The organism is Streptosporangium sp. NPDC053982 (assembly GCF_055585205.1).
Map to the genome: position 1 here is coordinate 373,339 of NZ_JBVJKQ010000009.1, position 19,082 is coordinate 392,420.

The following is a 19,082-nucleotide window of genomic DNA, read 5'->3' on the forward strand; positions in this document are numbered from 1 at the left end:
CGTCTACCCACCCCCGGCTCTCGTGGTGGGCCGCCCCGGGGGGCGTATCCGTCCTCAACACGCGCGCGGCGGCCGGCCCGGCCCGGCCGGGGGGGGGGGGGGGGGGGGCCCCCGCGGGGGGGGGCCCCCCTCCATGGAGTCCGCAGGGACTCCGCCGCCCGGTTCGAGGTGACCTCCCGGAGACGGGCGACCGGCCCGTCCCGGAGCTCGTCGCGTGATCCGGCCGCGGCGGAGCCCCTTAGGGCGGGGAGGAACCCGTCCGGACCTCCGCGGGCGGGCGCGGCCTGGGTCGCATGCCGAACAGGAAGCGGGCCGGGTCCGTGCGGCGGACCAGGAGGTCGTACACCGCGAAGATCAGCACCAGGGAGACCACGCTGATCACCGGGAACTTCACGGCGATCGGCGCCTCCCATCCGATCACGACGGATGCGACCGCGACGACGATCGGCTGGTGCAGGACGTACAGCGGCAGCACGGCCTCGGACAGGTAGGCGTACCAGCGGCGGGGCAGGCGCTCCGGCCGGGTGGCCGCCGACCGGGTGGCCGCCGACCGGCCCCGGCGGTCCAGGAAGCCGAGTATCGCGACCAGCCAGCACCATCCGGTCACGCCGAACAGGGCGCGGCCGATCGTCGCCTGCGGGGTCAGGTCGGTGAAGGGGTCGCCCCCGGCGGTCATCAGCAGCGGCGCGCCGACCAGGAAGATCACCACGCCGCAGACCGTGATGAGGCGCAGGTCGCGGCGGAGCGCGGCCCTGAACCGCTCGTCACCGGCGAAGGCGAACCCGAACAGGAAGAACAACAGGTACGCCGCCCGGTGCCAGCCGGCGAACTGCTCCTCCAGTCCGGCCAGCGCGCACACCACCGCCAGCGGCACGGCCGGCAGCAGGATGGCGCCCGGACGGCGCTCGGCGAGGGCGGCGGCGCGGTCGCCGAGCCGCCGCCCCCACGGCTCGCGGTCGCCGGGCCGCCGCCCCGGGGCGCCGCCCCAGCGCACCAGCGGGGCCAGGATGAGGGAGAACGTCAGCAGCAACAGCAGGAACCACAGGTGGCCGAACTCGAAGTACCGCCCGTCGAAGACGAACGGGAAGTCACGCCACTTGAACCCGTCCAGGGTGAAGAAGCGCGGCAGGAACTCCGGGTAGGACTCGTGGAAGGCGGGGTCGGCCCGCTGCCGTAACCACTGCGGCAGAGGCACCAGCACGACGGTCCCGAACACCAGCGGCACCCCGAGGCGGCGCAGGCGCTCGGCGACGTACTCCCCGGCGCCCCGCCTGCGCAGCGAGTGCCAGGCCCCCAGTCCCGCCAGGAAGAACAGCAGCGGCATCGCCCACAGCACGCCGAGGGCCGAGACGACCAGCGTGAACGGGGTCGTCTCGGCGTTCTTCACATAGAAGTCGTCCTGGGCGTCGAAGACCAGCGCCGTGTGGAAGAACACCAGCCCGACGACCACCAGGACCCGGATGGAATCCAGCTCCGCGCGCCGCCCGGACGTCGTGGCGGGTGACGGTGCCATGGATCAGGATCCCTCCCCGTTCTCTTCCCGTCTCTTCCGGCTGATGACCGCCGTCACGATCGCCAGGATGACGGCGGGCGGAAGCGCGCCCTTCGGCCAGAACTCCGCGGGACACGCGTTGGCCACGCTCACCACCCCCCAGACCACGACGTTGATCGCGAAGATGACCGCCCAGGCGGCCCACACGATCTTCAGCCAGCGCGGGAGCCCGGCCGGGGCCGGTTTCCGGGGGGTCTGCGGGCGCTTCGCGGGCAGGTCGGCGACCAGGTCGGCCAGCTCGCCCCGGGTCACCGACTGGTATGCCTGGCCCAGGCGCTCGTCGAACTCCCCGAAGTCGAGGCAGCCCTCCTCCACGGCCAGCCGCAGGCGCTCGGCGGCGGCGTCGCGGTCTAGGTCGGATGCGCGTACGTCGCGGTCGTGCATGTCAGCCTTCCGTGCGGTGAGAGGCGATGGAGGGGTGGTCGGGGCCGGGTGTGGTCAGGGCTGGGCGTTCTCGGTGAGGAAGGCCGTGATCCCGGCCTTCTCCTCGTCGGTGACGTTCCGGTCCGCGCGCCGCCGGTCGGCCATGGCCCGGAGGTACGGCCGCGCCGCCTCCGCGCCGGCGTCCTCCAGGAACGCCGCCAGCCAGGTCGTCCTGCGCTCGTCCAGGGCGTGCCCGGCCGGCGTGGTGGCCAGGAGCAGCCAGGTGCAGGCGACGTCGGCGCCCGCCGCGCCCCGGGCCGCGTTGGCCCAGTCGACGACCTTCGGGCCGTCCGCGGTCAGGATCACGTTGGCCGGGTGGAGGTCCAGGTGGAGCAGGCGGTTGCCGGGGCAGCCGGGGGCGGCCTGGAGCCAGCCGGGGGCACGCACCCCGGCGAGGTCTCGCAGCAGGGTGGCGAGGAGACGGACCCGGCGGTGCGCCTCCTGCGGCGCGCGGACCATCTCCTCCATGAGGCTGGGCCCGTCCACCCGCTCCATGAGGATGTCGGGACCGTCGGCGTCGAAGACCTCGGGGGCGGGGAACCCGTGCCGGCGGGCGTGACGCATGGCGGCGGCCTCTCGTTCGAGGTCGCGGCCGTCGCGGGAGCGCCGGACCACGCGGCCGGGCCCGGCCTCGAGGATCTCGCATTCGCGTCCGGCGGCTATCAACGGCCCAACGTCCATGCCGGTCAGATTAGACAGTGAAGTCCCGGCGCGTAAATGCCGTTCCACTGGCTGGTCTTCACGGCAACTACCTGCCACCACGGGCCCCGTCAATTCCCGCCGTCATCCGTCCAAGATGGCTCCATCCGCACTAGCCCGCTTACTCCATGACATTGGGGAGGTGACACGTTGCTGGTGGCAACCGATCTCGTCAAGCGGTACGGCGATGTCCAGGCCCTTGACGGATTCACTCTGAGCGTGGGGGCAGGTGAGATCGTCGGGCTTCTGGGACACAACGGCGCGGGGAAGACGACCTTCGTCGAGATCGTGTCCCACCTGGTCCGCCCCGACAGCGGACAGGTGACCATCGACGGCAGACCCCCGTCCGCCGCCCGCGGCGAGGTCGGCGTGGCGCCCCAGCATCTGGCGCTGTACCCCTCCATCACCGTACGGGAACACCTGGAGCTGTACGGCAGGCTCGCCGGCCTGCGACGGGCGGCGCTGCGCGAGGCCGTCGAGGAGCTGGCCTTCGTCCTGCGACTCACCGAGATCATGGACAGGAGGACGGGCAAGCTCTCCGGCGGCCAGCAGCGGCGCACGCAGGCCGCCAGCGCCCTCGTCCACCGTCCCCGCCTCCTCCTGCTCGACGAGCCCACGGCCGGCGCCGACCTGGAGACCCGCCAGGCCATGCTGGACGTGGTCAAACAACGCGCGGGAGAGGGCGCGGCCGTCATCTACACCACCCACTACCTGCCCGAGCTGACCGAACTCCAGGCCACGATCGCGGTCGCGCGCAGCGGCCGGATCATCGTCAGGGGGGCCTGCGACGAGTTGCTGCGGGACCTGCCGGGTGAGGTACGCGTGACGCTGGACGGCGAGGAGGAGATCTCGGTCTCCACCTCCGATCCGGCGGCGGCCCTGATCGACCTGCTGGGCCGGGTGAACCGCCCGGTCACCGCGGTCGACGTGCGCAACCCGTCCCTGGACGACCTCTACCGATCCCTGGCGGTCACCCATGCTGCTTGACACCGCCCCACGCCGCCTCGGCGTGCTCGACGCGCTGTACCGCATCGGCGCGCTGGCCCGGCACAACATGATCATTCGGTTGCGCGACCCCGGGCAGATGATCAGCTACGTCGCCATGCCCATGGTGCTCATGCTGGTGCTCAGGCCCCTGTACGTCCGGGCCCTCGACCAGGGCGCCACCCAGATCGCCACCGGGCTGATGGTGATGTTCTCGGTGTTCGCGATCTCCATGGCGGGCAACGCGATCCTGTCGGAACGCACCTGGCGCACCTGGGACCGGCTCCGCGTGAGCCGGGCCCCGGCGTTCGAGCTGCTGGTCGGCAAGACGCTGCCGCTGTTCGCGGTGATGATCGCGCAGCAGGCGATCCTGATCGTCTACGGCTGCCTGGCCATCGGGCTGCCGGTGCCGCCGTCGCCGCCGCTGGTGCTGCTGGCCATCATGATCTGGGCGTTCGCGCTGCTGTCGCTCGGCGCGGCGCTGGCCACGCTGGTGCGCAGCCACGGCGAGCTCAGCGTGATCTGCGACGTGGGCGCGCTCACCCTCAGCTCGCTGGGCGGGGCCCTGGTGCCGCTGAGCATCATGCCCGACTGGGCGCAGGCGGCCGCCCACGTCTCCCCGGGCTACTACGCGCTGAGCATGATGCAGGCCGCGGTGAGCGGGGACACGGCCGGCGTCGTGCCGCCCGGGGCCGTACTGCTGGCGCTGGGCCTGGCGGCGGGCGCTTTCGCCGCCCGCAGGCTGGCGCGCGGCTGGGGCCGCGGCGGGCTGCTGTGACAGGAACATCAGTGAAGAAGGGCATGTTGATGGATCAGCACCATTCACCCGGCGACGCCGATATCGCGATCATCGGCATGGCCGGTCGGTTCCCGGGTGCGGCCGACATCGAGACGTTCTGGCGCAACATCAGCACGGGCGTGGAGTCGTTCACCGAGTTCTCCGACGACGACCTGCTGGCCGCGGGCGTGTCGCCGGCCACGTTCCAGCAGCCGAACTACGTGCGGATGCGGCCGGTCCTGGACGACGTCCGCGGATTCGACGCCGCGTTCTTCGGCTACAACCCGCGTGAGGCCACGCTCGCCGACCCGCAGCAGCGCATCTTCCTGGAGTGCGTGTGGGAGGTCCTGGAGTCGTCCGGGTACGCCGCCCCCGAGGGCCGGGGCAGCGTGGGCGTGTTCGCCGGGATGAACATCAGCGGCTACCTGCTGACCCGGCTCATGGCGTTCCAGATGGGCATCGACACCAGCGCCCTGATGATCGGGAACGACAAGGACGCGCTGGCCACGAACGTCGCCTTCCGCTTCGACCTGGACGGTCCCGCGCTGTCGGTGCAGACGTTCTGCTCGACCTCGCTGGTGGCGGTCCACCTGGCCTCGGAGAGCCTGCGGCGCGGCGAGTGCCGGATGGCGCTGGCCGGCGGCGTGTCGGTGCGCATCCCCGACCGCACCGGCTACCTGTGGGAGGAGGGCGGCCAGGAGTCACCCGACGGCCACGTGCGCACGTTCGACGCCGAGGGCCGGGGCAGCATGTTCGGCGACGGCGCGGCGGTCGTGCTGCTCAAGCGGCTCGACGACGCCGTGGCCGACCGGGACACCGTGCACGCCGTGATCCGTGCCTCGGCCATCAACAACGACGGCGCGATGAAGTTCAGCTACCTGGCGCCGAGCATCGACGGGCAGCGCCGCTGCGTGTCGGCGGCCCTCGACCGGGCCGGCGTGAACCCCGACGACGTCTCGTACGTCGAGGCGCACGGCACCGCCACCGAGGTCGGCGACCCGATGGAGGTGGCCGCGCTGACCCGCGCGTTCGGCGCCACGAAACGCAAGCAGTACTGCGTGCTCGGCTCGATCAAGCCGAACGTGGGCCACCTGGACCGGGCCTCCGGCGTGACCGGCCTGATCAAGGTCGTCCAGTCGCTGCGCAACGAGCTGATCCCCGGCACGCTGCACTACCGCTCCCCCAACCCCGAGATCGACTTCGGTGACAGCCCCTTCCACGTCACCGCCGAGCCCACTCCGTGGCCGCGCACGCCGGACAGGCCGCGCATCGCGGGCATCAGCTCGCTGGGCATGGGCGGCACCAACGCGCACGCCATCGTCACCGAGGCGCCGCTCCCCGCGCCGCGCGGCACGCGTCCGCGCCGCCTGCAGATCCTGCCGGTCTCGGCCCGGTCGCAGGCCGCCGCCGAGCAGTCGTGCGCGCGGCTGGCCGCCCACCTGGAGAGGTCGCCGGACGACCTCGGCGACGTGGCGTACACCCTGCAGGCCGGGCGGAAGCTGTTCGGGCACCGCAGGGTCGTGATCGCCGACTCGCCGGAGTCGGCGGCGGCCCGGCTGTCCGACCCGGCGGCGACGCTGGGACGCGCGGACGCGACCGTCGGGCGCAAGACCGGCTTCCTCGTCGCGGGGGTCGGCGAGCAGTACCCCGGCATGGTCGCCGGCCTCTACGCCGAGGAGCCGACGTTCCGCGCGGACGTGGACGAGTGCCTGGCCCTGCTGGGGCTGACCGCGCCGGGCCAGCTGTCCGACATCTTCGTCCCCGCCGAGCAGGCCGGGGGCGACACCGGCGACCTGGCCAGACTGCTCGGCCGGACCGAGGCGGGCGCGCCGCGCTCCGCCACCGAGCCGCATCTGGTGCAGCCCGCGGTCTTCGTGGCCGAGTACGCGCTGGCGCGGCTGCTCGTCCGCTGGGGCGTCGAGCCCGAGATCATGATCGGCTACAGCCTCGGCGAGTACGTGTGCGCCTGCCTGGCGGGCGTGCTGTCGCTGCCGGACGCGCTGCGGCTGGTGGCGTACCGGGCGAAGCTCATCACCTCGCGGCCCGAGGGCGCGATGCTGGCGGTGTCGGCCGACGAGCGCCGGCTGGCCGCCGTCCTGGGCCAGGTGTTCACCGAAGAGCTGGACGTCGCCGTCCGCACCGGCTCGCAGGTCGTGCTCGCCGGGCCCGCCGAGGCGGTGGAGCGGGCCGCCGCGCTGCTGCTCGACTCCAGGATCGGGCACCGGCGGCTGGAGACCACGCACGCCTTCCACTCCCGGATGCTCGCCCCGCTGGCCGGTGAGCTGACGTCCTGGATCGCCGACAACATCACGCTGAACCCGCCGCAGATCGCGTACCTGAGCAACGTGACCGGCGAGCCGGCCACCGCCGAGGTCGTGACCGACCCGGGCTACTGGGCCCGCCACATGTGCGAGACCGTCGAGTTCGGCAAGGGGCTCGGCCACGTGCTCGGGCAGGCCGGCCTGGCGCTCGTCGAGATCGGCCCCGGGCAGTCGCTCGGCGCGCTGACCCGCGGCCACCCGTCCTGCGACCGCGAGCAGTGGCCGCTCATCGTGACCGTGCTCCCCGCCGCCGGAGACCCGCAGGACGCCGGCGCCGCCGTCGCGACCGCGGTCGGGAGGCTGTGGCTGACCGGGGTGCCGGTCGACTGGGCCGCGCTGCACGCCGGCGAGGACTGGGCGCCCCGCCGGGTGCCGCTGCCGACGTACCCGTTCGAGCGGCAGGACTACTGGCTGGAGATCGACCAGGACGCGTTCGGCGGCGGCGGGGCGGCCGCCTACGACGAGAGCGACCCGACCAGCATCGCCAAGGCGTACCCCCGCCTGCCCGACACCCGCTGGATCCACGTGCCCGTCTGGCAGCAGACGGCCGTCCGGCCCCCCGGCGGACAGGACGCCGGCCGCTGGCTGGTCTACACCGACGAGGGCCGCGCGGCCGAGCTGGCCGCGCCGCTGCTCGCGCACCTCGCCGCGGCCGGCAAGGAGGTGGTCCTGGTACGGCCCGGCGAACGGTTCTCCAGCGACGACGACGGCCTGCGGGTGCGTCCCGGCTCGGCCGAGGACATGCTGGCGGCGCTGCGCGAGCTGGCCGGACGTCGCTGGGAGCCCGAGCGCGTGGTGCACCTGTGGTCGGCGGAGGACGCCCCGATCGAGGAGACCCTGCAGCGCGGCCTGCACACGCTGGTCGGCCTGGCCCGCGCGGCCGGCGACATGGGCCTGAGCGGCTGGCAGCTCGACATCGTCACCTCCGGCGGCCAGCGGGTGCACCCGGGCGACCGCGTCCACGCCGGGCTCGGCACCCTGCTCGGCCCGGCCCGGCTGATCCCGGTCGAGTACCCGAAGGTCAGGACCCGCGTCATCGACGTCGATGCCGGGGCGGACGCGCTGCTCGCCGAGCTGCTCGCCGAACCGTCCGACCAGGTGGTCGGGCTGCGCGGCGGGCAGCGGTGGATCCCCGGCTACGAGGCGCTGGACGCCTCCGTGATCGCCGCCAGGACCCCGGCCGCCCAGGTCCGCAAGGGCGGCGTCTACCTGGTCACCGGCGGCCTGGGCGGCATCGGCCTGGCCATGGCCGAACGGCTGGCCGAGCACTACCGGGCGCGGCTGGTGCTGCTGGGGCGCACGCCGGTCCCGCCGCGCGAGCAGTGGCCCGCGATCCTGGCCTCCGACTCCACCGCCCCCGAGGTCCGCAGGCGGCTGGAGGGGCTGCGCCGCCTGGAGGCGGCCGGCGCGGAGGTCGTCACCGTCGCCGGGGACGTCTCCAGACCCGAGGACGCCCGCCGCGCCGTGGCCGCCGCCGTCGAGCGCTTCGGCGAGCTGAACGGCGTGCTGCACTGCGCCGGGGTGCCCGCCGTGGGGCTCATGCAGTTCAAGACCGTCGCCGACATGGAGAGGGTGCTCGCGCCCAAGGTCATGGGCACGCTCGCGCTGGCCGAGGCGCTGCGCGGCACGCAGGTGGACTTCCTGGCGCTGTACTCCTCCACCACCTCCGCCACCGGCGGCGGCGCCGGCCAGGTGGACTACTGCGCCGCCAACGCCTTCCTCGACTCCTTCGCGCTCAGCGACCCCCTGCCCGGGGTGACGGTCACCTCCGTCGACTGGTGCGAGTGGACGTGGAACGGCTGGACCGAGGGCCTGGAGAACTACGACGAGGGCTCCAAGCAGTACTTCGCCTGGTACCGGGAGAACTTCGGCCTCACCTTCGACCAGGGATGGGAGACCCTGCTGCGGGTCCTCGCCGGCGGTGAGCCGCACGTCGTGGCCTCCACGCAGGACTTCGCGCCCCTGGTGGCGATGAGCCGCAGGTCCTCGATCGAGAGCCACCAGGCGACGGTGAAGAAGATCAGGGACGCGTTCGGCCGACACCCGCGCCCCGACCTGTCCACCGCGTACGTCGAGCCGCAGACGCCGGCGGAGGAGACCATCGCCGGGGTGTGGGCGGAGGCCCTGGGCCTGGAGCAGGTCGGCGTGCACGACAACTTCTTCGAGCTGGGCGGCAACTCGCTGCTCGGCATGGAGATCATCGCCGAGGTCAGGAAGGCGCTGGAGCTGTCCTACCTGCCGCCGCACATCCTCTACCAGGCGCCCACGGTCGCCTCGCTCGCCGAGGCGGCCCAGGCCGACCAGGACGCGGACGAGCAGCCGAGCGAGGCGAAGGACCGGCAGCGGTCCCGCATCGCCCAGCGGCGCAACATGCTCAGGAGCGGAAGGACGTCATGACCACCGAAACCGACTACGACTCCGCGGTCGCGTTGATCGGCATGTCCGGGCGCTTCCCCGGCGCCAGGAACCTGGCCGAGCTGTGGGGCAACCTGCTCGCGGGGGTCAAGGGCCTGCGCACCATCACCGAGGAGGAGCTGCGGGAGTCCGGCGTCGATCCGGGCCTCCTCGCCGACCCCCGGTACGTGCGCGTCGGCGGACCCCTGCACGACCTCGACCTCTTCGACGCCACCGTGTTCGGGATCAACCCGCGCGAGGCCGAGACCATGGACCCGCAGCACCGGCTGTTCCTGGAGTGCTCGTGGGAGGCCCTCGAAGGCGCCGGGTACTGCCCGACCGACGTGCCCGGCCAGGTCGCCGTCTTCGGCGGGTGCGGGTTCCCCGACTACATCGTGCAGAACCTCCAGCACCTCGGCGCGCAGCCGGGCGGGGCGCTGCTCATGGCCGTGGGCAACGAGCGCGACTCGCTGGCCTCGCTGGTGTCGTACAAGCTGGGGCTGCGCGGGCCCGCCGTGTCGGTGCAGACGTTCTGCTCGACCTCGCTGGTCGCGGTGCACCTGGCGTGCCAGAGCCTGCTCACCTACGAGTGCGACGTCGCGGTGGCGGGCGGCGCGTTCACCCCGCTCCCCCAGCACGCCGGCTACCTGTACGAGCAGGGCGGCATCATGTCGCCCGAGGGCCGGGTGCGCAGCTTCGACGCCGAGGCGGGCGGCACCGTGATGGGCAGCGGCACGGCGGTCGTGGCGCTCAAGCGCATGACGGACGCGCTCGCGGACGGCGACATCATCCACGCGGTCATCCTGGGCTCGGCGGCCAACAACGACGGCCGCATGCGGGCCGGGTACACCGCGCCCGGCGTGGACGGCCAGGCCGAGGTGATCGAGTCGGCGCTCGGCGTGGCCGGGGTCAAGCCCGACACCGTCGGGTACGTCGAGTGCCACGCCACCGGCACCATGCTGGGCGACTCGATCGAGCTGGCCGCCATGAACCGGGTCTTCTCCCAGCCGCGCGAGACGCCGTGCGTGCTGGGGTCGCTCAAGCCGAGCCTGGGCCACCTCGACCGGGCCTCCGGCGCGACCGGGCTGATGCGGGCGGCCATGGCGCTCAAGCACGGGCTGCTGCCGGGCACGCCCGGCTACGAGACCCCGAACCCCGCGCTGGCCGCGGGAGGCGACCGGTTCACGGTGCTGACCGAGGACCGGCCGTGGGAGACGGGGCCGCACCCGCGGCGGGCCGGGGTCAGCTCGTTCGGGCTGGGCGGCACCAACGCGCACGTGATCATGGAGGAGGCGCCGCGCCGGCCCTCCCGGCCCGCCCGCCCCGGGCCGCACCTGCTGGTGCTCTCGGCCGGCGACGGCCAGGCGCTGAGCGAGACGACCGAACGGCTGCGCGACCACCTGACCGGCGAGAGCGGCGACGACCTCGCCGACGTGGCCTTCACCCTCCAGGTCTCCCGCGGCGGCTTCGCCCTGCGCCGCGCCGTCGTCGTCCACGACCGCGACGACGCGGTGGCCGCCCTGGGCGACCCGTCCCGCTGGATCGACGGCAAGACCCAGCGCCGCAACCCCAAGGTCCGTCTCACCGCCTCCCCCGACGCCCCGGAGACATGGTGGGGCGAACTGCACTCCGCGGTGGAGACCGTGCTGCGGCACGCCGCCTCACCTACCGCCTCGTCTCGTGAGGCGGCGCTCGACGCGCTCGCCGACGGGCTGGGGACCATCGGCGTCCGCGTGGTGCGGGGCGACGACGACGAGCAGGCCGAGGAGGTCGTGGTCGCCCCCGGGGAGGGGGGCACCGCGGCCGAATGGTTGCTGGAGGTCGTGGCGCGGCTGTGGATGGCCGGGAGCACGGTCGACTGGGCCGCGCTGCACAACGGGCAGGGACTGCGGGTCGAGCTGCCCACGTACCCGTTCCAGCGGCGCAGGTTCTGGGTGAAGGCCGACCCCGCGCAGGCGGTGGCGCCGGCCGGTCAGGGCAAGACGTTCGACCGGTCGCGCTGGACCCACCTTCCGGTGTGGAAGCGGCGCCCGCTGCCGGTGTCCGACCTCGACGAGCGGCTGCGCGAGGCCGGCCCGTGGCTGGTGTTCACCGCCGACGACCGCGGCGAGGCCCTGACCGAGCGGCTCGTCGAAGCCGGCGCCGACGTGACCGCCGTACGCGCCGGCGACCGGTTCGGGCAGGAGGACACCGGCGACTTCACCGTCCGCCCGGACAAGGCCGACGACGTGGCGGAGCTGATGTACTCGCTGGTGGCCATGCCGAGGACGATCGTGCACGGGTTCAGCCTGGCCTCTCACGAGCAGGACCCCGGCGCCGACCCCGTGGCGCACTTCGCCGAGGAGCAGCGCCGCGGCTTCTACCCGGTGCTGGCGCTCTCCCGCGAGCTGCTCGACAACACCGGGTCCGCGCCGCGCGCCGGACTGGTGCTGCTCACCCCGCAGGCGGTCAACGTGGCGGGCGACGACCTGCGGCACCCCGAGCACGCCACCCTGGCCGCGCTCGCCCCCAGCCTCCAGCAGGAGAACCCGCGGCTGCGCTGCCGCCACATCGACGTGGACGCCGGCGACGCCGCCGTCCTCGCCGAGCAGGTGCTGGCCGCCGCGGTCGCCGAGCACGAGGGCCCGATGGCGGTGCGCGCGGGCGAGACCTGGCTGCGCGCGTACGAGCCGTACCCGATCGAGGAGCCGGCCCCGGAGCGGCGGCCGGTGCGCGACGGCGACACGGTGCTCATCACCGGCGGTCTCGGCGACGTCGGCCTGGTCCTGGCCCGGCACTTCGCCGACGCCTACGGCTGCCGCCTGGTGCTCACCGCGCGCTCCCCGCTGCCGCCGCCCGAGGAGTGGGACGCCTACCTGGCCGCGCCCCCTCCCGGCGGCGAGCGCACGGCCCGGCACATCCTCAACATCCGCGATCTGGAGAGCCGGGGCGCGACCGTGCTCGCCCTCTCGGCGGACGTGGCCGACGAGGAACGGATGCGGGCCGTCGTCGCCGCGGCCGTCGAGCGGTTCGGCGCGATCGACGTGGTGGTGCACGGCGCGGGCGTGCAGGACGGCGCCTACTTCAACTTCGCGCACCTGATGGACCGGCAGCAGTGCGAGGCGCACTTCGCGGCCAAGGTGACCGGGTTCCACGTGCTGCAGAAGGTGCTCGGCGAGCGGTGCCCGGACCGGCGGATCACCCTGTCGTCGATCGCGGCGGTGCTCGGCGGGATGACCCTGGGACCGTACGCGTCGGCCAACGCCGCGCTCGACGCGTACGTCCGCGTGGCGCGCACGACCGGCCGGGGCCGCTGGGTCACCGTCGACTGGGACACCTGGAACATCGACCCCGACCGGATCTCCGGCCACAGCGAGGCCGTCGCCGACTACACGATGACCCCGGCCGAGGGCGTGGACGTCCTGGAGCGGGCGCTGTCGGCGGCCGACCGGGCCGGGCACCTGGTGATCTCCACCGGGTCGCTGGACTCCCGGATCGCCCAGTGGGTCACCGGCGACATCCACGGCGGCGACGACTTCGACGACCGCGAACGACACCCGCGCCCGGAGCTGAACAACCCGTACGTGGAGCCGAAGGAGGGCACCGAGGCCACGCTGGCCGACATCTGGTCGCGCGTGCTCGGCATCGACCCCATCGGCGCCCTGGACAACTTCTTCGAGCTCGGCGGCCACTCGCTGCTGGCGATCGAGCTGACCACCAGGATCCGCAGGACGCTCAACGCGTCGGTTCCGGTGACCGGCCTGCTGGAGTGCCCCACGGTCCGGCAGCTCGCCGAACTGCTCGACGCCCGCGACGAGGAGGACTGAGCGCCCCATGAAGCAGCCCGAGTACCTGCGGACCGTGCAGGGCTTCGCCCGGCGCGAGCTGCTGGGCAAGGACGCGTACCTGGACTCGCTGGCCGAGGCCCCGCTCCCGCTCTACCGGGACTTCGCCTCCACCGGCCTGGCGAACTGGTGGATGCCCAAGGAGTTCGGCGGCCTCGGCATGGGCCTGGAGGAGAGCGTCCGCATCGCGGCCGAGCTGGCGTACTCGGACGCCGGGGTCGCGTTCACGCTCTTCATCCCCGTGCTGACCACGAGCATGGTCCAGTGGTACGGCGACGAGGAGCTGAAGGAACGCCATCTCAGGCCGCTCGTGGCCGGCAACGGGTTCGCCGCGACGCTGGGCAGCGAGCACGCCGCCGGCAGCGAGCTGGCCAGGATCTCCACGACCGCGCGCCGCGAGGGCGACGCGGTCGTGCTCGACGGGCGGAAGGCGTTCTCCACCAACACCGGCTTCGCCGACTTCCTCGTCGTGATCGCGCGGGCCCAGGACGACCCGTCGGGCTACCTGGCCGTCCTGGTGCCGCGCGACACGCCGGGGATCACCGTGGACAGGCGGTGGGACGTCATCGGGCTGCGCTCGTCGGCCACCTACGAGGTTTCGCTGTCCGGGGTGCGGGTGCCCGCGGGGAACGTGCTGCGGGGCAACGGCCTGCGCCTGCTGGAGGTGGGCCTGAACGCCAGCCGCATCCTCATCGCCGCCACGGCCCTGGGCGTCGCCCGGCGGGTGCGGGACGTGTGCATGGAGTACGCCAAGACCAAGTCGGTCAAGGGGGCGCCGCTGACCGCCAACGCCGTGTTCGCCTCGCGGCTGGGCCAGTTCGAGATGGAGATCGAGGTCATGGCCGGCCAGTGCCTGGCGGCGGCGCGGGCGTACGACGAGATCGCGGACCGGCCCGACGCGGGCGAGGAGTTCCTGCGCGTGGGCACGCTGAAGCAGGCGCTGACGACGAAGATGTTCTGCGGGCAGACGGGGTGGCGGATCGCCTCGACCGCCTCGGAGATGTTCGGCGGGCTCGGCTACACGCACGAGGCGGTCATCGGCAAGCTGGCACGGGACATGCGGTACGTGTCGATCGTCGAGGGCGGCGACGACGTGCTGCGGGACCTGGTGTTCAGCCGGTACGTGGTGCCGGTGTCGAAGCGATCGTGACCACCGCGGCGGCGTAGCCGGCGGCGACGTCGAGCCAGCGGACCGGACCACGAAGGGAGCGCGACCGTTCACAGGTCGCGCTCCCTTCGTGTGTCCCGCCGTGTCCCCCTCGGCGTCCCTCGTCGCGGGCTCCGTCATGGCCCCCGTCGTGGACTCCCTCGCGGACGAGCACGTCGCCGAGCTGGGCCAGGCCGCCGCCGGTGGCCTTGACGAACGCCTCCTTGGCGGTCCACAGGCGGAAGTACCCGGCCAGGGCGGCGCCGGGGTCGGCACGCAGGCGCGCCGCCTCATCCGGGCGGTAGAGACGGTCGGCCATGGCCAGGGGGTCGAGGTCGTCGCGGACGCGTTCGACGTCCACGCCCACGCGCCATCCCCCGGGGGCGACGGCGATCAGCGCCCACTCGTCGGAGTGCGACAGGTTGAAGTCGGGCGGGGGCCGGCCCCCGCCGAGGTCGAGGCGGGGGCGGCCCGAGGCGTCCGGGGAGAAGGCGAGCCGGGCGGCGGGCACGCCGCAGACGCCGCCCAGCACGGAGCGCAGGGCGGCGTGCGCGACGACGTACCGGCGGCGGTCGGCGGCGCGGGCGAAGGCACGGGCCCTCTCCCGCTCGCCCTCCGACAGCCACCCCCACCATCCGGGTCGCTCGGCCCGGTCCAGGCGCACCTTCCACACCCGGACCCCGGACGGCCACGACCGCGCCCGCGGGTCCCGGACCCCCGCGCCGGCGGACCGCGTGTTCTCCGCCCGCACGCCCGCGGCCCGCACGCTCGCGGACCGCTGGTCCGTGAGCACGCGGGCCGGGGCCGGAGCCGGCGTCACACCCATGGGCGGAGGGCCTCCGCGACGATCGCGTGGGTGCGGGCCGCCTGTTCGAGGACGGCGAAGTGGCCGCCGTCGAACGAGTACGGGGCGAAGTGAGCGCTGGTCAGAGTGCTCCACCCCGCCGCCTTGAGCGGGGAGACGCGCGGGTCCGCCGAGCTCGTCAGCAGCGAGATCGGCAGGTCCAGCAGCGGCTCGTCCCGGTAGACGTAGGTCTCCTTCACGGTGAAGTCGGCCTGCACCGCGTGAATGATCATCGCCAGCGCGTCCGGGTCGGACAGCAGCCACTCGGGGGTGCCGCCCAGCGTCCGCAGCAGCTCCGCCACCTCCTTCGCGTTCATGTCCCGCACCGGCGGCCCGTCCTCGCGGGTGAGGTGGGGGGCGTCGGAACCGGAGACGAACAGGTGCACGGGAGCCGGCCCGCCCCGCCGCCGGATCTCCCGGATCAGCTCGAACGCGACGATCGCGCCGAGGCTGTGGCCGTACAGGGCGTACCGGCGACCGGCCGCGGACGCCTCGACGTCCGCGAGCACGGTGTCGGCCAGGTCGGAGACCAGCGGCTCCATGCGCTCGTAGGGCGGTTCCCGGTGCCGGGACTCGCGGCCGGGCAGCTGGACGGGCTGCACGGCCACCCCGGGCAGCCTGCGCTGCCACATCCGGAACGCCGACGCGGCGCCGCCCGCGTGGGGCAGGCAGTACAGCGGCAGGGCGCCGGGCTCCGCGCCCGTGCAGGCGCGGAACGGCAGCCACCGCGACAGGACGTCCTCGGTGCTCGCGACGCTCATGTCCCGATCTCCAGACGGACGTACGGCGGCGGCGGCTGCACGGCGCCGAGGTCGGCCTCCAGCACCACGTGCGCCCCGTTCCGCTCCGCCTCGCGGAACCCGGCGAACGCGTACGTCACCTGCATCATCCGGTTGCGCCCCGTCTCCACGAAGTCGGCCCGCACCGCCGCCCCGGCGTCGGCGGCCAGTCGCAGGACGTGGTTGAGCAGCACCATGCCCACGCCCCGCGACATCACCCGGCACGACATCAGCAGCATGCGCAGCCACCAGACGTCCCGCCCCTTCTCGACCAGGACGAGCCCGATCTTGCCGTAGTCGCCGAACCTGTCGGTCAGCGACGCGACCAGGAGCAGGTGGTCGGGGGACTCCCGCAGGGCGTCCAGCTCGTCGTAGGAGTAGGTGCGCCCGGTGGAGTTGAGCTGGTTGGTGCGGACGGTCAGCTCCTCGGCCCTCTGCAGGTCCTCCTGGCGGGCCGGGGAGATGGTGAACGACATCTCCAGGCTCGCCAGGAACTCCTCGTTGGTGCCGACGAAGCCCTCCTCCAGTTCGTCCCTGGCGAGCTGGCTGCGGTACATCTCGCGCCGCCGCGCCGACTCGTCGGTCACGAACCGGGGACGGAACTCCGGCCTGGTCAGGGCCTCGTCCAGGTCGGTCACGTCCACGCAGGTCACGTCGGGCAGCTCGTGGGCCACCTCGCCGCGCTCGAACTCCTGGTCGTCCACGAACGCGAAGGCGTCGAGCCCGAGGTTGAGCGCCTTGGCGATGTTCCTGATCGAGCCGGACTTGGGGTTCCAGTTGATCTGCGGGTGGAGGAACAGATCCGCCAGGCCCAGCTCGGTCAGCTTGGCCATGGCCGCGTCACGGTCGTTCTTGGACGCGACCGAGTGCAGGACGCCCTTGCGGTCCAGCTCGCGGATGTGCTCGACGACGGCGGGGCGCACGGTGACGTCGCCGTCCTCCAGCAGCACGCCGTTCCACAGGGTGTTGTCCAGGTCCCACACGACGCACTTGACGCGGCCCCGCCGGGGTTTCTCCGGCGCGACGAAGACACCGGGGTCCTGGCGTTCGGTGGTCACGCTCATCTGGTCATCTCCCGCTCCGCCTGGCCTGCGATGGTGATGCGCTGGATCTCGTTGCTGCCCTCGATGATCTCCATGACCTTGGCGTCCCGGTAGAACCGCGCCACCGGGTAGTCGGGGCTGCAGCCGTTGGCGCCGTGGATCTGCACGGCCTCGGCGGCGTGCCGGACCGCGGCGGTGGAGGCGAAGTACTTCGCGATCCAGGTCGCCATGATCGTGTCGGCGTCCCCGGCGTCCTTCAGCCGGCCCGCCTCGGCCAGCAGCAGCCGGGACGCGCGGGCGTCGGTGACCATGTCGGAGAGCTTGGCCTGGATCAGCGGCAGCTCCGCCAGGGGCCGTCCGCCCACCCGGCGGTGCGCGGCGTAGGCGGCCGACGCCTCCAGGCACGCCTGGATGATGCCGACGGACCCGGCCGCCACGCTGTAGCGGCCGAGGTCGAGGGTTCCGGTCAGCACCATGCCGGCCATGAAACCGCTGCTCGGCCCGAGCAGCGCGCCGCGGTCGAGCACGACGTCGTCGAAGGTGATCTCGGCCAGCATGGAGGCCCGGGTGCCGAGCATGTCGTCGATCGGCGTGACGCGGACGCCCGGCGCGTTCCTCGGCACGAGGAACGCGCCGATGCTGGCGGCGGTGCGGGCGAACACCAGGAACAGGTCCGCCCGCTGCCCGCCGGTCGTCCACTTCTTGACGCCGTTGATCACCCAGCCGCCGCCGCCCTCGACGGCGGTGGTCGCGATGCCGGAGGTGTCGCTGCCGGCGCCCGGCTCGGACAGGCAGAACGCCCCCAGCGTCTCGCCGGTGGCCAGCTCGGGGGCCCACCGGGCGTGCTGCTCCGGCGTGCCCCAGCGCTGCAGGGTCCACGCGACCATGGTGTGCACGGTCAGCAGGCTGCGCAGCGACGAGCAGCCACGGCCCACCTCCTCGTGCACCTCGCCGAGCGTGACCAGGTCCATCCCGGCCCCGCCCGAGTCCGGCGACAGGAACGGCGCCCACAGACCCGCCGCGGCCACGTGCCGCAGCAGGTCCTCGGGGACGCGGCCGATCCTGTCGTACTCATCCGCGTACGGCACCACGTGCGTGTCGACGAACGCCCGCGCCGAGCGCCGGTCGACGACCTGGACGGGTACCGGTGCGACGAGCGTCACGCGGCGGCCACGGTCGGCGAGAGGCGGGTCACGAGGCCGGCCATCGCGGTGGCGGTGCGGAAGTTGTCGATCCGCAGCTCCTCGTTGGGGATGGTGACGCCGAAGGTCTTCTCGACGTACATCACCAGTTCCATCGCGAACAGCGAGTTGACGAAGCCGAGCGCGAAGATGTCCTGCGTCGCGTCGATCTCGGCCTGCGGGTACCGGCCGCGGACGAAGTCGAGGATCTGCTCCTGGGAGGTGGGGTGCGACATCGGTGACTCCATTCAGTTCGTTGCGTAGGTGTAGAAGCCCCGGCCGGACTTGCGTCCGTGCAGGCCGGCGTCGGTCATCTGCTTGAGCAGCGGGCAGGGCCGGTACTTGCTGTCGGCGTAGTGCTCGTAGAGCACCTCGACGCTGTAGAGGATCGTGTCCACGCCGATCAGGTCGGCGGTCTCCAGCGGCCCCATCGGGTGGCCGAAGCAGCTGCGGAAGACCTCGTCGACCGACTCGGCGTCGGCCACGCCCTCGTGGACGAGGTACGCGGCCTCGTTGACGGTGAGCATCAGGACCCGGTTGGAGACGAACCCGCAGGAGTCCTTGACGTCCACCGCCTTCTTGCCCATGGCGGTCAGCAGGTCGCGGGTGCGCCGCACCGTCTCCTCGGAGGTGTGCACGCCGGGGATGAGCTCCACGGCCGGCTTGGCGGGCACCGGGTTCATGAAGTGCACGCCGACCACCTTGTCGGGCCGCTTGGTGACGGAGCCGACCTTGGTGATGGGGATGGCGGAGGTGTTCACCACGAAGACGGTGTCGGGGCCGCAGGCGGCGTCGAGCGTCTCGTACACCTGCCGCTTGGTGTCCCAGTCCTCGGTGACGTTCTCGATGACGAGGTCGCACTTGGCCGCGCCCGCCGCGCCCACGGCGGTGCCGATCCTGGACAGCACCTCGTCGACGTCGAGGGCCGGACCGCCCATGAGGCGGCTCATCCTGGTGTTGCGGGCGATGGCCGTCAGCGCCTCGCTCAGGATCGTCTCGTCCTTGTCGACCAGCACCACGTCGTGGCCGGTCTGGGCGAGGTTCTGGGCGACGCCGACACCCATGACACCGGCGCCGATCACTCCGATCAGGCTCATGTCCGCTCCGTTCCGC

14 protein-coding genes are annotated in these 19,082 nt (G+C 73.1%); 5 read left to right on the forward strand and 9 right to left on the reverse strand.

Annotated elements, in window-relative coordinates:
* Positions 1-238: 238 nt before the first annotated feature.
* Genes ACZ6W9_RS18930 through ACZ6W9_RS18940 form a run of 3 tightly spaced genes read right to left on the reverse strand, consistent with a single transcriptional unit; the run spans position 239 to position 2,656 of the window.
* The gene (locus tag ACZ6W9_RS18930; RefSeq protein WP_470118820.1) at positions 239-1,513 is read right to left on the reverse strand and encodes an acyltransferase family protein; all 1,275 of its coding nucleotides are present in this window, start codon (positions 1,511-1,513) and stop codon (positions 239-241) included.
* Between the two features lie 3 nt (positions 1,514-1,516).
* Positions 1,517-1,936: a DUF1707 SHOCT-like domain-containing protein gene (locus ACZ6W9_RS18935; protein ID WP_389970886.1), complete on the reverse strand. Its 420-nt coding sequence runs from the start codon at positions 1,934-1,936 to the stop codon at positions 1,517-1,519.
* Between the two features lie 54 nt (positions 1,937-1,990).
* Positions 1,991-2,656 carry a phosphotransferase gene (locus ACZ6W9_RS18940; protein WP_362945490.1) on the reverse strand — a complete coding sequence of 222 codons (666 nt, stop codon included), beginning with the start codon at positions 2,654-2,656 and terminating at the stop codon, positions 1,991-1,993.
* A gap of 174 nt (positions 2,657-2,830) precedes the next feature.
* Here ACZ6W9_RS18940 and ACZ6W9_RS18945 point away from each other — a divergent pair, with 174 nt between their 5' ends.
* The 5 genes from ACZ6W9_RS18945 to ACZ6W9_RS18965 are packed head-to-tail and all read left to right on the forward strand — an operon-like array spanning position 2,831 to position 14,125.
* Positions 2,831-3,661, forward strand: coding sequence for an ABC transporter ATP-binding protein (locus ACZ6W9_RS18945; protein ID WP_362945492.1), 831 nt, complete (start codon positions 2,831-2,833; stop codon positions 3,659-3,661).
* Positions 3,651-4,436: an ABC transporter permease gene (locus ACZ6W9_RS18950; protein ID WP_362945494.1), complete on the forward strand. Its 786-nt coding sequence runs from the start codon at positions 3,651-3,653 to the stop codon at positions 4,434-4,436. The genes ACZ6W9_RS18945 and ACZ6W9_RS18950 overlap by 11 nt, the downstream gene beginning before the upstream one ends.
* Before the next feature lie 29 nt (positions 4,437-4,465).
* Positions 4,466-9,154 carry a type I polyketide synthase gene (locus tag ACZ6W9_RS18955; protein WP_470118823.1) on the forward strand — a complete coding sequence of 1,563 codons (4,689 nt, stop codon included), beginning with the start codon at positions 4,466-4,468 and terminating at the stop codon, positions 9,152-9,154.
* Positions 9,151-12,957 carry an SDR family NAD(P)-dependent oxidoreductase gene (locus ACZ6W9_RS18960; RefSeq protein ID WP_470118825.1) on the forward strand — a complete coding sequence of 1,269 codons (3,807 nt, stop codon included), beginning with the start codon at positions 9,151-9,153 and terminating at the stop codon, positions 12,955-12,957. The genes ACZ6W9_RS18955 and ACZ6W9_RS18960 overlap by 4 nt, the downstream gene beginning before the upstream one ends.
* A 7-nt stretch (positions 12,958-12,964) precedes the next feature.
* The gene (locus ACZ6W9_RS18965) at positions 12,965-14,125 is read left to right on the forward strand and encodes an acyl-CoA dehydrogenase family protein (protein ID WP_389970899.1); all 1,161 of its coding nucleotides are present in this window, start codon (positions 12,965-12,967) and stop codon (positions 14,123-14,125) included.
* On the opposite strand, the gene ACZ6W9_RS18970 is transcribed toward ACZ6W9_RS18965, so the two are convergent.
* Genes ACZ6W9_RS18970 through ACZ6W9_RS18995 form a run of 6 tightly spaced genes read right to left on the reverse strand, consistent with a single transcriptional unit; the run spans position 14,088 to position 19,066 of the window.
* Positions 14,088-14,948 (reverse strand): 4'-phosphopantetheinyl transferase family protein, encoded by an 861-nt coding sequence (locus tag ACZ6W9_RS18970; protein ID WP_470118828.1) that lies wholly within the window; start codon positions 14,946-14,948, stop codon positions 14,088-14,090. The genes ACZ6W9_RS18965 and ACZ6W9_RS18970 overlap by 38 nt on opposite strands.
* Complete coding sequence (locus tag ACZ6W9_RS18975) at positions 14,939-15,727, reverse strand: thioesterase II family protein (protein WP_470118829.1); 789 nt, start codon at positions 15,725-15,727, stop codon at positions 14,939-14,941. The genes ACZ6W9_RS18970 and ACZ6W9_RS18975 overlap by 10 nt, the downstream gene beginning before the upstream one ends.
* Positions 15,724-16,809: an HAD-IIIC family phosphatase gene (locus ACZ6W9_RS18980; RefSeq protein WP_389970908.1), complete on the reverse strand. Its 1,086-nt coding sequence runs from the start codon at positions 16,807-16,809 to the stop codon at positions 15,724-15,726. The genes ACZ6W9_RS18975 and ACZ6W9_RS18980 overlap by 4 nt, the downstream gene beginning before the upstream one ends.
* The gene (locus tag ACZ6W9_RS18985) at positions 16,806-17,951 is read right to left on the reverse strand and encodes an acyl-CoA dehydrogenase family protein (RefSeq protein WP_470118831.1); all 1,146 of its coding nucleotides are present in this window, start codon (positions 17,949-17,951) and stop codon (positions 16,806-16,808) included. Before ACZ6W9_RS18985 ends, ACZ6W9_RS18980 begins: the two co-directional genes overlap by 4 nt.
* Positions 17,948-18,205 (reverse strand): acyl carrier protein, encoded by a 258-nt coding sequence (locus ACZ6W9_RS18990; protein WP_389970914.1) that lies wholly within the window; start codon positions 18,203-18,205, stop codon positions 17,948-17,950. The genes ACZ6W9_RS18985 and ACZ6W9_RS18990 overlap by 4 nt, the downstream gene beginning before the upstream one ends.
* Positions 18,206-18,217: 12 nt before the next feature.
* Complete coding sequence (locus ACZ6W9_RS18995) at positions 18,218-19,066, reverse strand: 3-hydroxyacyl-CoA dehydrogenase family protein (RefSeq protein WP_389970918.1); 849 nt, start codon at positions 19,064-19,066, stop codon at positions 18,218-18,220.
* Positions 19,067-19,082 lie beyond the last annotated feature (16 nt).

Excerpts from the sequence above, each read along its gene's own strand:
- ACZ6W9_RS18930 (WP_470118820.1), bottom strand. The coding sequence starts at position 1,513 with ATGGCACCGTCACCCGCCACGACGTCCGGGCGGCGCGCGGAGCTGGAT.
- ACZ6W9_RS18935 (WP_389970886.1), bottom strand. The coding sequence starts at position 1,936 with ATGCACGACCGCGACGTACGCGCATCCGACCTAGACCGCGACGCCGCC.
- ACZ6W9_RS18940 (WP_362945490.1), bottom strand. The coding sequence starts at position 2,656 with ATGGACGTTGGGCCGTTGATAGCCGCCGGACGCGAATGCGAGATCCTC.
- ACZ6W9_RS18950 (WP_362945494.1), top strand. The coding sequence starts at position 3,651 with ATGCTGCTTGACACCGCCCCACGCCGCCTCGGCGTGCTCGACGCGCTG.
- ACZ6W9_RS18955 (WP_470118823.1), top strand. The coding sequence starts at position 4,466 with ATGGATCAGCACCATTCACCCGGCGACGCCGATATCGCGATCATCGGC.
- ACZ6W9_RS18960 (WP_470118825.1), top strand. The coding sequence starts at position 9,151 with ATGACCACCGAAACCGACTACGACTCCGCGGTCGCGTTGATCGGCATG.
- ACZ6W9_RS18965 (WP_389970899.1), top strand. The coding sequence starts at position 12,965 with ATGAAGCAGCCCGAGTACCTGCGGACCGTGCAGGGCTTCGCCCGGCGC.
- ACZ6W9_RS18970 (WP_470118828.1), bottom strand. The coding sequence starts at position 14,948 with ATGGGTGTGACGCCGGCTCCGGCCCCGGCCCGCGTGCTCACGGACCAG.
- ACZ6W9_RS18975 (WP_470118829.1), bottom strand. The coding sequence starts at position 15,727 with ATGAGCGTCGCGAGCACCGAGGACGTCCTGTCGCGGTGGCTGCCGTTC.
- ACZ6W9_RS18980 (WP_389970908.1), bottom strand. The coding sequence starts at position 16,809 with ATGAGCGTGACCACCGAACGCCAGGACCCCGGTGTCTTCGTCGCGCCG.
- ACZ6W9_RS18990 (WP_389970914.1), bottom strand. The coding sequence starts at position 18,205 with ATGTCGCACCCCACCTCCCAGGAGCAGATCCTCGACTTCGTCCGCGGC.
- ACZ6W9_RS18995 (WP_389970918.1), bottom strand. The coding sequence starts at position 19,066 with ATGAGCCTGATCGGAGTGATCGGCGCCGGTGTCATGGGTGTCGGCGTC.